This window comes from Maridesulfovibrio sp., from assembly GCF_963676065.1.
Lineage (GTDB): Bacteria > Desulfobacterota > Desulfovibrionia > Desulfovibrionales > Desulfovibrionaceae > Maridesulfovibrio.
This window is the reverse complement of record NZ_OY780933.1, coordinates 3,134,749-3,147,888: the sequence shown is the minus strand read 5'-3', so window position 1 is coordinate 3,147,888 and position 13,140 is coordinate 3,134,749. Positions and strand designations below refer to the sequence as shown.

The following is a 13,140-nucleotide window of genomic DNA, read 5'->3' as shown; positions in this document are numbered from 1 at the left end:
CTACAATCACCGCAAAAGATGCGGCGAATAACTCTCGCATTCACCGCAAACAACCCCAAAAGCAATGCCCCTCCATCAACATCAAGACTGGCCGAACTTCTCATGGAACGCTGAAAAACTCATTTCCAAACTGGCAGACGTGCGCCATCGGCAGGGCGTGCTGCTGGGTAATATCGGGAATCTGGGCTTTGACCTGAGAAATGAGGCGGGCCTGAAGACTCTCACCAATGACATCGTTCATTCATCAGCCATAGAAGGGGAACTCCTCAATCCTGAGGAGGTACGGTCCTCTATTGCCCAGCGTTTGGGAATAGACATTGCCGGACTGAAACCGGCAGGGCGTGATGTGGACGGCATAGTTGAAATGATGCTTGACGCTACACAGCGATATGCGGAGCCTTTGACCAAAGATCGGCTCTGCGACTGGCACGCGGCTCTATTCCCGACCGGACGCAGCAGCATAAAGCGTATTACCGTTGCAGACTGGCGGCCTGCGGAGGTTGGAGCCATGCAGGTAATCTCAAGTCCAATGGGACGAGAGAAAGTCCATTTTGAAGCACCGCATGCTGATCGGCTTGAAGATGAGATGGCTAGATTTCTGGAATGGTTCGAGCGCGAAGATGATACTGATCCGGTTTTGCGGGCCGGAATAGCTCACCTGTGGTTTGTTACCATTCACCCCTTTGAAGACGGTAACGGGCGTATTGCGCGTACCATCGCGGATATGGCCTTGGCCCGTGCTGATGGGGCAGCGGAGAGGTATTACAGCATGTCCACTCAGATTGAGCTGAAGCGCAAGGATTACTATTCCCATCTGGAGCGGCAGCAGCGCGGCACTCAGGAAATCACCAAATGGCTGGAATGGTTTCTGGATTGCCTTAAAGAAGCCCTGATCAATGCCGAATCCACGCTGAGCCATGTACTCCATAAAGCCAGCCTGTGGGAACGGATCTCCCAGCAGTCGCCGATTAATGGCCGGCAGCGGTCAGTGCTTGAGCGTATGCTCGATGAAAACTTCAAAGGCTACATGAACTCATCCAAATACGCCAAGCTGGCCAAGTGCTCCACAGATACCGCCCTGCGTGACATCAAGGATTTGAAGGAGCGCGGAATACTGGTCCAGAACCCCGGCGGGGGGCGGAGTACCAGTTATCGGTTGAGTTAAATTTATTTACGAATCTTCATCTCCTCAACCCAGCAATAAAGCACAGGTACCACAAAAACAGTAAGTATCGCGATAGTCATTCCGCCGAATGAAGGTATTGCCATGGGCACCATGATGTCCGAGCCTCGGCCTGTTGAGGTCAGGATTGGAAGCAGGGCAAGAATTGTTGTTGCTGAAGTCATAAGGGCCGGGCGGATTCTGCGTTGCGCGCCGTAGATGATTGCATGTCTGATTTCGGTTATGGAGTTCATTTTGCGGTCTTTTTTGCTTTCATCAAGGTAGGTAGCCATGATGACTCCGTCATCGGAAGCGATGCCGAACAGGGCCAGGAATCCGACCCAGATGGCAACGCTCAGGTTGATGGGGCTGACCTGAAACAGTTCGCGCATATCCGTTCCGAACATGGTGAAGTTCATGAACCATGGCTGACCATAAAGCCAGATCATTAGGAATCCGCCGGACCACGCTACAAATATCCCGGAGAAAACCATCATAGTCGTAGCCATAGATTTGAACTGCAAATATAAAATCAGCACGATGAACAGCAGTGCCAGCGGCAGGATTACAGCCAGCTTCTTCTGGGCCCGAATCTGGTTTTCGTAACTACCGGCGAATTCGTATGACACACCTGCCGGGATAACCAGTTCTCCTGATTTTATTTTGGAGTCCAGAAAGCTCTGGGCCTGTTCCACAACATCTACTTCAGCGAAACCGGGCCGTTTATCAAAGAGCACGTAGCCTACTAAGAAAGTATCTTCGCTCTTAATTACCTGCGGACCGCGCACGTATTTGATCTCGGTGAGCTGGCTTAAGGGGATTTGTTCCCCGCCGGGGGCACTGACCAGAATATTGCCGATGGCATCAATGTTGTCCCTGAGTTCACGTAAGTATCGCACCCGGACCGGATAGCGTTCACGTCCTTCAACAGTGGTTGTGACCACCTTACCGCCCACAGCAACTTCAATTACATCCTGAACCTGTGAAAGCATGATCCCGTGCCTTGCAATCGCTTCGCGGTCAATAATGATTTCAAGGTAAGGCTTACCCACAATGCGGTCGGCAATAACCGCTTCCGGCTGGACCGAACCGACTTGTTTCAGCAGTCTTTCAAGGTCAAGAGCGACCTTTTCCAGAGTTTGCAGGTCCGGCCCTTTTACTTTTATGCCCATGGGAGCGCGCATGCCGGATTGAAGCATGACAATACGCGCCGCAATCGGTTGCAGTTTCGGGGCGGAGGTTACGCCGGGAACTTCTGCGGCTTTTACTATTTCATCCCAGATGTCATTGGGTGAGCTTATGCCTTTCCATGATTTGCGGGCCGGGTTAAGACCGGGATTGAGTGCCGGGCGCCAAATTCTAAATGGCTTTCCGTCAGGATCGGGAATCAGTTTCCCATTGTCATCCCGTTCAAAGTATCCCTGCACGAGATAGGGGTAGCCATCATTGGCAGGAACCAGCTCTCCTGCAACATTGCGGAAGAAGTCTTTCTGGTCAGGATCAAATTTGAAGCGGAGACGCTCTCCAGACTGATCCACCATATACTCGGACTTGTAATTGATAACTGTCTCGATCATGGAGATAGGGGCCGGATCAAGGGGCGTTTCTGCGCGTCCCAATTTGCCAACTGCGGATTCAACTTCCGGGATGGACTGGATCATCATGTCCTGTTTACGCAGCACGTCCATGGCTTCGCCGATTGAGGCGTGCGGCATGGTTGTGGGCATGAACAGAAATGCACCTTCATCAAGGTCCGGCATGAATTCCTTGCCAAGGCCCGGAAAAACATGAGCCAGCTTCACATATGGTGAAGAGGACTTGACTGCTTCGGGCAAGAAGCCGGTCAGGTTGGCAAATCCAAGCCAGATGGAAAGCCCCAGCGCGACAATGAATGTCGGAAGGCTCAGGAACAGCAGCTTATGATTTAAACACCAGCCTAGCATACGGGGATATCCGCGGCGAAACAGGTCGAAGAAGAGCATAAGCCCTCCTATGACCAGCGCCACGAAGAAATAGTTGTTCCCCATTCCTTTTTCCGGTCCGAGAGGTAACCATGATTTGGTCAGCACATAGGCAACCATAAGGACTATGATCCATGTTTCGGCATAGTTTGCGTATCTGTGGATTTTTTCAGGGACAAAAGGAAGCACGAGATGTTTTACGCCAACATAGATAAAGAACAGTCCTACCCACCATTTGAGCATTATGGAAACTGCAATACCGCAAAGCAGGTAAAGTCCGGCGGTGACATATGTGCGCCTGTTCTTGAGGAATTTTTTCCGGGCGGTAAAAAGCAGTTCAGCCATGGGGGGCAGGATGGTCAGGGCTACGATAATTGATGACAGCAGGGCGAAGGTCTTAGTATAGGCCAGAGGCTTGAAAAGTTTCCCTTCGGCGCCGTCCATGGCGAAAACCGGCATGAAGCTTACGATGGTAGTGGCGACAGCGGTCATAACCGCACTGCCCACCTCGGCTGTGCCTTCATACACAAGCCCCAGTCTACTTACTCCCTCCTTGGCGTGTTCAATCTTCTTGAGGATGTTCTCGCAGATGATGATGCCCATATCGACCATGGTACCGATGGCAATGGCGATCCCGGAGAGAGCTACAATATTTGCATCAACCTTGAATATCCGCATACCCATGAAGCACATAAGTACAGCAAGAGGAAGCAGTGATGAAATCAGCAGTGAACTCTTTAAGTGAATCACCGCAATAAGTACCACGATGATCGTGATCAGGATTTCTTCAGTCAGTGCGGTGTTAAGGGTTCCCAAAGTCTCATGGATCAGCCCGGAACGGTCGTAGAACGGAACAATTGTCAGTTTGCTTTCAGTACCGTCAGGCAGGATTTTGGAAGGCAGTCCCGGAGAAATGTCTTTTATCTTTTCTTTTATATTCTCAATGACCTGTAACGGGTTTTCCCCGTAACGGACAACAGCCACACCGCCCACAACTTCCGCGCCGCCCTTATCAAGTGCGCCACGGCGCAGTGCAGGTCCTTCGGTTACACGGGCTACATCGCGTACGTAGATGGGAATGTTGTTGACCACCTTGACTACCGAGCTTTCAATGTCGGACAGCTTTTTGATGAAACCGATGCCGCGAATTACATATTCAGCGTTGTTGATTTCAATGGTCCGTGCGCCGACATCAAGGTTGGACATCTTTACCGCGCGATAGACATCATTGAGAGTTACCTTGGCGGCACGCATGGCATCGGGGTCAACATCAATCTGGTATTCCTTTACAAAACCGCCTACAGAGGCGACTTCACTGACCCCGCCTGCTGAGAGCAGGGCGTAGCGGACGTACCAGTCCTGTACAGAGCGCAGTTCATCAAGATCCCAGCCTCCGGTGGGATTACCCTGCGGATCGCGTCCTTCGATAGTGTACCAATATACCTGTCCAAGTGCAGTTGCGTCCGGTCCTAGGGTCGGCTTTACGCTTTCCGGCAATGTCCCGGCAGGAAGGCTGTTCAGCTTTTCGATAAGCCGGGAGCGCGACCAATAGAAATCCACGTCTTCGTTAAAGATTACGTAGATGGTTGAGAAACCGAACATGGAGTAGCTGCGAACCGTTTTTACTCCGGGAATTCCGAGCAGGGCTACGGTAAGCGGATAGCTGATCTGGTCTTCTACATCCTGCGGTGAGCGGCCCATCCACTGGGTGAAGATAATCTGCTGGTTTTCACCGATATCCGGGATGGCATCCACCGGGACCGGGGAGCGGTCAATTCCGCCTACATCCCAGTTGAAGGGGGCGGTAAAAATACCGCCGCCGATAACCATAAGCAGGAGAATGGCCACGATAAGTTTTTGCTCAAGGCAGAAAAGAATGGTTTTCTCTGCGAAGCTTTTCGGTTCGGGACGGTTTATATCTTGAGTGTTCTTTTCGCTCATATCGTTCTCCGAACCTTATTCTCCGGCCTTGAGTTGGCGTTCAACTTCGCCGCACTTAAGCATGGCTTCCCCGAAGTAGGGGTTGCGGATGTCCTCATCGGATTGCATCCATTTGGCTCCTTTGAAATCAAAGGCCATGGGGCAGAATATTTCGTAGACCGGTTTGGTGGACTTGATCCCCAGTTTTTCAACCGCATCAATCATGCCGTATGAAAGAGGTTCCAGTCCGGCGCGGACTCCAACAATATCCTTGGCCTCGCGGATGGCGGATATGCCGTCATTGATATTCGCCAGCGCATCCATCCATATTTTATGAGCATCGCCGGAGAGGGCTGTGTTATCTATCTTTTTCAGTTCTTCAGCCATGAGTGCGGATTGCTTCTGAGCGTTTTGCAGGTTGTCGGCTGCAAGAGCTTCAGTAAATGCTGAATAGGCATTAAAGACTTTACCCAGTTGCATCTGGAAGGCTTCAGGAGATTCAGCCTTGTTTGCAGAATTGGCGGTGAGCGCTGAAATTCCGAAAGTTGTATCCAGTCGCTTGAAGTGGTTCGTAGTTTCAGCTGTGATTGATTTCAGTCTTTGTTGGTCTTTTACACCACTGCCGAGCACGGCATCGTTCCTGAGCAGCATGGATAGCTCTTTCCATGCAAGGGATGCGTCACCCTTGAGACCGGAAGCATCAATTTTGTCCAGACTTTCAAAGAATGCGGAGAATTGTTTGCGACTGTTCTCAACGTCACCGGTCTTGGCAATCTCCATGAGGGAATCAAAATCATTTTTCAGGAAGACCAGTTTTGATGCAAAGATAGGCGGCAGGGTGCGATCAGTCTTTGCCTGTTGATCCATATCCTGCATGGCTGCAGAGTCGGATCTGTGGTCATGGACGACGGTTTTTACGCCGCTTTCAGGGTTCATCATGCTTGGTTTGGCAATGATCTGGATGGCGCTGTCGATCTTGAAGTTACCTTTGGTGACAACCTCTTCGCCTTCACTGAGACCGTATTTGACGACATAGAAGTCTCCGGCCTTGGGTCCGAGGACTATTTCGCGTCCTTCGAAGACGCCTTCCTTACCGGGAACGGCAATGTAAACCACTGCCCGTTTACCGGTGACGAGTGGGGCCGAAGCCGGAATGACCAGTTCTTTTGCCGTCTGCTTATCGTCAGTATTTACAGCACGTACAAACATTCCCGGCTTGAGCTTCAGTCCCTTGTTAGGGACTTCCAGCCTTACCCGGACCGTACGGGTTTTCTCATTAACCACCGGGTCAATGTAGACCACCTTGCCCTCGAAGTTTTTACCGGGATAAGCTTCAGTGTTGAAACTTACCTTCATGCCCATCTTGATCCACGGGAGGTCGGATTCATAAGCTTCAAGAATTACCCAGACCCTTGAAAGGTCGGCAATGGTATAGATGGGGGTTCCGGTTTTGACATAAACACCTTCGACAACATCCTTTTTGATAACGATACCGCTCATGGGCGAGTAGAGGGTTATGTGTTCAGCGGCTTTTCCCCGTTTGATGATATTTTCTATCTGGTTTTTGGAAAGTCCCAGCAAGCGTAGCTTTTCCCGTGCGGCCTGTTCGGTGCGGGCTGCAGTATCCTTAACCACTTTCAGGGAGCTGCCTTTCAGTGCAGACTTGGCCTTGACCGACTGAATCAACTCAGCCTGTGCTGTAAGCAATTCCGGGCTGTAGATGGAAGCCGTAGCCTGCCCTTTGCGCACTGAGCTTCCGGTATAGTCTATGTATAGTTTGTCGATGCGCCCCCCCGTCCATGCGGTGATGGTGCCGATACGGGTTTCATCGTAGTCCACCTTGCCGAGCATGCGGGTTTGCACATTGATGCTTTGCCTTGTTACCGGGGTAGTAGCTATACCGGCCAGCTTACGGGCGGATGCGGTCAGGCTGATCTGGCGTAAGCTGACTGCTTCATCACCTGATTCACCGCCCTTTTCCAGCGGGATGAGATCCATAAAGCATATTGGGCATTTGCCCGGTTCAGGTAGCTGGATTTGGGGATGCATAGAGCAGGTCCAGACTATCTCGCCTTTTTCGGTAACGGTTGCTTCAAGTCCGTGGTCTTCGTGTTCGGCAACTAATTCTTTTTCTACCTGCTGTCCCTTTGAGCCGGAAAGGATGTATCCGGCTGCAAATGCAGCGATAGCAACAAGGATGACCGGGATCAGTATCTGTTTAAATTTACTCATGGTGGTTCCGTGTATTTAATTTTCTGGGATGGAAATATTTGATTGCGGCATGGTCTGGCCGTGGATGCTGCAGGGAATTTCCCGACCGACCAGATATTCGATTGTGGCTACGCGCTTTGCCTGTTCGGCAAGGGCTTGATAGTAGGCCAGTTGAAACTCAATGAGGGTCCGTTCGGCATCAATCAAGTCACTTGATGAGGCTGTGCCGGACTGGAATGCCTCAATTGAAACGCCAAGGGATTGCTCTGCCTTGGGAGTAAGGCTGTCCCTGTAAAGGCTGACTTTGCGGATGGCATCCTGATATTTATATATTTCGAGTTCAAGTTCGGCGGTCAGGTTGCGCTCAAGACCGGCTCTTTTGCGTGATGCTGATTTTACTTTGTTCTCTGCTTCATTGAGCTGAGCATCCTGTTTGTCCATCCAGATAGGCAGGTTGACGGACATTGCAGTGATTATCGGGTCGCGGTCCTCGTTGGTGACATTTGGAGATCTTGATTCTCCGGTTTGAATGTATTCAACACCGAAGGTAAAGTCCGGGTAGTAATCCTTTTTAGCCAGCTCTACCGAAATCTTTTCTCTGTTAACAGAATGGTCGAGCTCTTTTAATCTGGGGTTTCCGGTTTTGAATTCTTCCTTCAATTGATCTGGAGACATGCTTATTTGCATAACAGGTATTGATTTGGGAAAGGGCAGGGTCTGATCGTCAGCCCTGTTCATGGCAGCAAGAAGTTTGGCAACGGTTGGGCCTTTGCGTTCTTCCAGTGAGCGCAGTCTGTCCTCAAGTTTTCCCAACTCAACCTGAGTTCTGATTACGCCGTCATAAGCGCCTGCTCCCGTAGTATAGCGGGCTCGAGCTACGCTTTCGAGGTATTTCATAAGTTCGATGTTTTCGTGGGTAATGCGGATGGCTTGTGCAAGGTAGGCATAGTCGTAGTAGGTTTTCTTTACTTCGGTGAATATTTTTAGTTTGAGATTATCGAAACGGGCTTTTTTGATGTCCGCATCGCGCAGAGCCTGTTCACCCTTGAGGCCGAGCTTGCCGAACCACGGCAGGGTCTGGCTCAGGCCGTATTTGAATTCCTGAGGTCCGGTCCGGGTTTCTACGGGCTGGATAAACCATGCAAAATTAAATCTGGGGTCAGGCAGGCTGGAAACGCTTGTTTCTCGCTGCAATGCCGCTTTCCAACTGTAAAAAGCTGCATACACATCATCGTTGTTACGGGCGGCTTCCACCAGATAATCTGTTAATTCAGAAATTTCAGTATGAGGAGCTTGAGTGTTTGTGGTGCTGTTAGATGCCATTTTTTGCGCTGATGCCGTGGTGGATTGCATAATTATAAGCGCGCTGAAAATGATGGTGATTATATATTTAAAGTTGGTTGTTTTGATCATGAAGCTCTCCTGCTGAGAAAAAAGATGTTCTGCATTGAGCAAATACTATTCCATGCTAATGATAATAACGAATACTGTACATTAAGAATCAGTATAATTCATCTGTTGTTGGAGCGTTTTTTATCTTTGAATATATTTGTGCAATATTTGTTTGTGCATCATTAATAATTGCGGCCTGTTGGAGAGTTTAGTTGCACTTATTTGCACATGACAACGGTATAAATGGCAATAAAATCATACTAAAATAGTATAGTAAATTTTGAATGTTTTGTCTAAGATCAATTAAGTGCAATTGTTTTCACATAGGTTGGCCCAGTTATTTGCTATAGATGCTCAATTTGAGTTTAACTATTCGATATTAAATGTTTATTTTATGATGGAATGCAATGTGAAAATGTTGACCTTAATTCTGGGAGTTAAGCGTGTAAAAGTGTATCCTATAGACTGCTAGAATTCTCTATTTTGATAAATAATCATATTCGAAGGTTAATATATGAAGATACGTTTTAAACTGCTCTTGCTCCTACTTACGGTATCGATACTGCCCCTTGTGCTAGTTCAGGCCGGGGTTCTTGATTCCCTGCGTTCGCTTTCTGATGAGATCGGGGGAGAGGTACGCAGGGAACTGGTCAATAAGAGCAGTGTGGAGCTGAAAAGGCTGGTTGAGGACCATGCTCGCGTTCTATCCAAGCAGCGTAGGATAGTTGAGCTGAACTTACAGCAGATTTCAGCAGAACTTTCTGCATGGATTGAAGATGGCAACGAATTCAGTCTTCCTGAAGTTTTTTTGGGTAGTGGCTCAAGTCAAGGTGATATTGAACGGTTAGAAAAAAAATATGAACAGAGTGATCAAAACATGATGCATGGATCTTATGTACTTGATTTTGATTCGGTTCGTTACACCGCGGCACATCGTTTCAGCCGGAATCCCATACTTCCCTATGGAACATCGGATTCCGTTCTGCCTTTACTGAAAGCTGTTGAATTCAAAAATCCAGAACTCACCCTGTGGATCAGGGCGGTGTTCAATTCCGGTGAAAGCCTTGATTACCCGGCAACAACCGGAATGAGGATGAATATGCACAAGACCGTTCCGGTAATAAATGAGAGTCCGGTTCCAACTTGGTCTATGCCGCAGAAGGATATTCTCACCGGCCATACCGTTCTTACAGCCTCTATAGGTGTATTTGTAAACAAGGTGCCTGTTGGGAGTGTTTCCATTGATGTCCCGCTTGATACTCTTCTGCATGGCTATAACCATCTTGATGTCTTTTCACATAACATTGATTCTTTGCTGGTGCGTCTTAAGCCGAACGGTAATGGGACCAATGGAGTTGAGGTGGTCGCAAAAGAGGTCGCTGCTTCCAGCCGTAAAAGCATGATGCATATGTGGGAGCCCCCATCTACTCAGATGCTCCTTTCTTCTACTGATGCACACCTGTTCTCCCGATTCCGCAAGTATTTGGAGAGCGGTAAGTCCGGTGTTCTAAGTATGCCTTACCAAGAACGGGATAGTATCTGGGCATTTTCCGCCCCGGATGAACGAGGAGTCTCACTGGTTTTGATACTTCCCCATGACGATGTTGTGGCTCCGGCTGACAAAGCAAAATCTTATGTTCAGTTGGCAATTAATGATCAATATCTGAAAACGGTCTTCGTCTTGATCCTTGTAGTACTGTTGGTGTCCCTGCTCGCGTTTCTGCTTTCAAGAAGATTTACTGAAAATATTTTGATTCTTGCCAGAGGAGTCAAACGTATTGCCTCCGGAGATTTTTCTGCCCGTGTTGAAATTTCCGGAGAGGATGAAGTCGGCGAGCTGGCCCGTGATTTCAACTCGATGGCTCCGTCATTAAGGGAACACATTGAAATTAAGAGTGCCCTTGATGTGGCTATGGAAGTCCAGACCAATTTACTGCCGCAGAATTCTCCCTACATTAAGGGATATGATATTTATGGAGAAAGCAGATATTGCGATGAGCTGGGCGGGGATTACTTCGACTATATCCGGCCTGATCGCGATGGCGATAACATGCGTTTTGCCATCGGTGATGTCAGTGGGCATGGAGTTCCGGCGGCAATGCTTATGGGGTCTGTGCGAGGATATCTGCGAGCGCGGACACTTAGTGGCGGACAGCTTGGAGAGATAGTTACTGACGTCAACAGACTTGTTGCTCAGGATACATATAAGACAGGTCAATTCATGACCATGCTCATGGTTGAGCTTGATCCTGCCAAAAGTGAATTGCGCTGGGTAAGGGCTGGGCATGAACCGGCTTTGGTTTTTGATCCGGCAAATAAGGATTTCATAAAGCTTGAGGGAGAAGGGATTGTTCTCGGCGCTTTTGAGGATGTTGAGTATTCCGAGAATTGTTGTGCAGAGCTTACGGATGGTCAAATTCTCATTCTCGGTACTGATGGAATCTGGGAGGCATCCAACAAGGATGGCGAATTTTTCGGTAAGAAAAGGCTGTGGGATTTGATTGATTTGAAGAAGAATTCTTCAGCTGAGTCCATAGCATCCGGTATTTTTGCTGCTGTTCAGGATTTTACCGGAAGAGTTAAACAGGAAGATGATCTGACCGTAGTGGTCATAAAGAAAGAAAACAAAACACCATAGGAGTTGTAACATGAAGAAAATTTTGAATATCAGCGTAGTAATGGCCTTTATTCTTGTAATGTCCAGCGCGGCTTTCGCTATGGATATGAATCATTCCGGTCACGGCAAGGGAGAAATGAAAGGCTCCATGCATGACGGTATTGCCATGATGGAAAAAGGTCTCGCCCAAATGAAGCACGGCGCAAAGCTCATGCACGACCCGGCTACCATGAAAGAAGGTATGGGACTCATGAATAAGGAAATGATGCCCATGCATAACGGAATGAAGATGATTGAAAAGGGTGCCGAGGACGGTAATCATCATTCCATGGTTAAAGGCTCAATGGGCCACGCCAACAAGGGTATGATGGAAATGATGAAAGGTATGGGACTGGTCAAGAAAGGCGATGATAAAGGTTTCCAGATGATGGACAACGGCCTTGAGAAGATGGAGAAGTCCCTTAAAGAAGTGAAGGGTATGTCTGGCATGTAGTTGGGAAATTGTTTGAAATGTTAGTATTGTACTGAATACTAACAAACAACAATTTATAAAAGAATCATTTTAAGAGACCCTTTTCAGCTCGTTGAAGGGGGTCTTTTTGTTTGTATTAGTATCGATTAATCAAAAAACGTTGTGCATAGTCTATGGATATTTTTCAACAATTGATTAAGTCTTCTGAGAAGAATGAAAAATATTAAGAATATCCACAGCATCACCCTGAATACGGTAGGGGATGATGTAAGGTGAGATAACAACTTCTCGTGTCATTGGAACTCGACCGGGACGGCCACTTTCTGGGAACTGTTTTAATCGCTGGCAGCCGTCCCATATACGTTTTGCTTCGGACTCCATGACTTCTTCGTCAGCTTGCTCGGCTAGATAGCGGCGGATAGAATTAAGATCTCTAATTGCGTTCTTTGTCCAATTGATTCTAGTCAGCTTCAACCTCTAATCCCCACTTTCCGAAAGCTTCTTCCACTTCGGATGCTGTAGCGAATTCGCCTCTATCGGCCTGTTCAAGGCTTTCAACCGTCTGGGCTATCTGCCATGCCTGTTCTTCAAGAAAACGCTCCAGCGCGCTTGCAACAAGAAAGGACTTGCTGCGATTCGTGGCCTTGGCAAGGGCATCAAGCTTTGATGCTGTTTCATCTGAAACTCGTGCGGTAACTGTGCTCATAGTTAACTCCTTTTAGACAATGTAGACATTGTATACATTGTAGTCAACTTTCTGATCGAGAGCTTTTTAGCCTTAATTGTTGAGTTCTTCCTTCAGTCGCGCGGTTTCAACCAGTTGCTTTTCCAATTCCTCAAGTAAAGGATTAACTTTATGTTCTGCTTCGGTGGACTGACTGTTGGCTGCTTTCCGTCGCTCTTTCACCATTTCCTTAAAGGCTTCAAAGTCTCTACCGTTTTCGTCTTTGAGGGTAGGGTCTGCGCCAAGCTTTAGAAGTAACTTGACCGCTTCAAGTCTCTCACTCCCGTAAGCATAGTGAAGCAGGGGGTGGCCCTCTATGCCGTCAACACTGAAGCCCATTGAGATGAACGCCAGCAGCATGGCTTTGCAGTTGTCCGAAAGAAAGGTGTTATATATTGCCGGTAATCCTCCGTCTGAAGGTTCAGCATAAATATCAGCACCGAGAGCGACCATGGTCGTTACTGCTTTAACGGACAGACCGCAGGCCGAACGGTGTAGGGGAGGGCCGTAATCGCCATCTTCTACGGTTTGATCCTGCTTCACAGTTAAGCCATGAGACCTCCATGTGTTTTGTGAGTACGGCAACCTTGCAGGTGGTGAGTAAGCTCATCCTAACTCACATAGAACCACGGATGTCAACGGTGTTAAGCGAACTATAACGAACGTAGAAGAAACGAAAAA

The 13,140-nt window shown here is 48.3% G+C and carries 9 protein-coding genes; 3 read left to right on the top strand and 6 right to left on the bottom strand.

Translation table 11 applies throughout. The annotated features are described in order from the left end of the window. Positions 1-64 precede the first annotated feature (64 nt). Positions 65-1,165, top strand: a complete 1,101-nt coding sequence (locus tag ACKU35_RS14145; RefSeq protein WP_319760082.1) for a Fic family protein — start codon at positions 65-67, stop codon at positions 1,163-1,165. A gap of 2 nt (positions 1,166-1,167) precedes the next feature. Here ACKU35_RS14145 and ACKU35_RS14140 read toward each other — a convergent pair whose 3' ends face one another. Genes ACKU35_RS14140 through ACKU35_RS14130 form a run of 3 tightly spaced genes read right to left on the bottom strand, consistent with a single transcriptional unit; the run spans position 1,168 to position 8,667 of the window. Further along, positions 1,168-5,064 carry an efflux RND transporter permease subunit gene (locus ACKU35_RS14140; RefSeq protein WP_319760079.1) on the bottom strand — a complete coding sequence of 1,299 codons (3,897 nt, stop codon included), beginning with the start codon at positions 5,062-5,064 and terminating at the stop codon, positions 1,168-1,170. Positions 5,065-5,079: 15 nt separating this feature from the next. Then, positions 5,080-7,275 (bottom strand): efflux RND transporter periplasmic adaptor subunit, encoded by a 2,196-nt coding sequence (locus tag ACKU35_RS14135; protein WP_319760077.1) that lies wholly within the window; start codon positions 7,273-7,275, stop codon positions 5,080-5,082. Between the two features lie 15 nt (positions 7,276-7,290). After that, positions 7,291-8,667: a TolC family protein gene (locus tag ACKU35_RS14130; RefSeq protein ID WP_319760075.1), complete on the bottom strand. Its 1,377-nt coding sequence runs from the start codon at positions 8,665-8,667 to the stop codon at positions 7,291-7,293. A 493-nt stretch (positions 8,668-9,160) separates the two neighbouring features. Here ACKU35_RS14130 and ACKU35_RS14125 point away from each other — a divergent pair, with 493 nt between their 5' ends. Then, a complete protein-coding gene (locus ACKU35_RS14125; RefSeq protein WP_319760073.1) occupies positions 9,161-11,284 on the top strand; it encodes a SpoIIE family protein phosphatase in 2,124 nt (707 codons plus the stop codon). Positions 11,285-11,294: 10 nt separating this feature from the next. Then, positions 11,295-11,756, top strand: a complete 462-nt coding sequence (locus ACKU35_RS14120; protein ID WP_319760071.1) for a hypothetical protein — start codon at positions 11,295-11,297, stop codon at positions 11,754-11,756. 174 nt (positions 11,757-11,930) lie between these two features. Here the strand turns inward: ACKU35_RS14120 and ACKU35_RS14115 are convergent, their stop codons facing one another. From ACKU35_RS14115 to ACKU35_RS14105, 3 genes are all read right to left on the bottom strand, one after another. Beyond that, positions 11,931-12,209 carry a type II toxin-antitoxin system RelE/ParE family toxin gene (locus tag ACKU35_RS14115; RefSeq protein WP_319760069.1) on the bottom strand — a complete coding sequence of 93 codons (279 nt, stop codon included), beginning with the start codon at positions 12,207-12,209 and terminating at the stop codon, positions 11,931-11,933. Further along, positions 12,196-12,441 carry a ribbon-helix-helix protein, CopG family gene (locus ACKU35_RS14110; RefSeq protein ID WP_319760068.1) on the bottom strand — a complete coding sequence of 82 codons (246 nt, stop codon included), beginning with the start codon at positions 12,439-12,441 and terminating at the stop codon, positions 12,196-12,198. Before ACKU35_RS14110 ends, ACKU35_RS14115 begins: the two co-directional genes overlap by 14 nt. A gap of 72 nt (positions 12,442-12,513) precedes the next feature. Continuing rightward, positions 12,514-13,002: a hypothetical protein gene (locus ACKU35_RS14105; RefSeq protein WP_319760067.1), complete on the bottom strand. Its 489-nt coding sequence runs from the start codon at positions 13,000-13,002 to the stop codon at positions 12,514-12,516. Positions 13,003-13,140 lie beyond the last annotated feature (138 nt).

Bases quoted from the DNA above. Each gene is read 5' to 3' on its own strand.
- ACKU35_RS14110 (WP_319760068.1), bottom strand. From the start codon at position 12,441: ATGAGCACAGTTACCGCACGAGTTTCAGATGAAACAGCATCAAAGCTT.
- ACKU35_RS14120 (WP_319760071.1), top strand. From the start codon at position 11,295: ATGAAGAAAATTTTGAATATCAGCGTAGTAATGGCCTTTATTCTTGTA.
- ACKU35_RS14140 (WP_319760079.1), bottom strand. From the start codon at position 5,064: ATGAGCGAAAAGAACACTCAAGATATAAACCGTCCCGAACCGAAAAGC.
- ACKU35_RS14145 (WP_319760082.1), top strand. From the start codon at position 65: ATGCCCCTCCATCAACATCAAGACTGGCCGAACTTCTCATGGAACGCT.
- ACKU35_RS14130 (WP_319760075.1), bottom strand. From the start codon at position 8,667: ATGATCAAAACAACCAACTTTAAATATATAATCACCATCATTTTCAGC.
- ACKU35_RS14125 (WP_319760073.1), top strand. From the start codon at position 9,161: ATGAAGATACGTTTTAAACTGCTCTTGCTCCTACTTACGGTATCGATA.
- ACKU35_RS14135 (WP_319760077.1), bottom strand. From the start codon at position 7,275: ATGAGTAAATTTAAACAGATACTGATCCCGGTCATCCTTGTTGCTATC.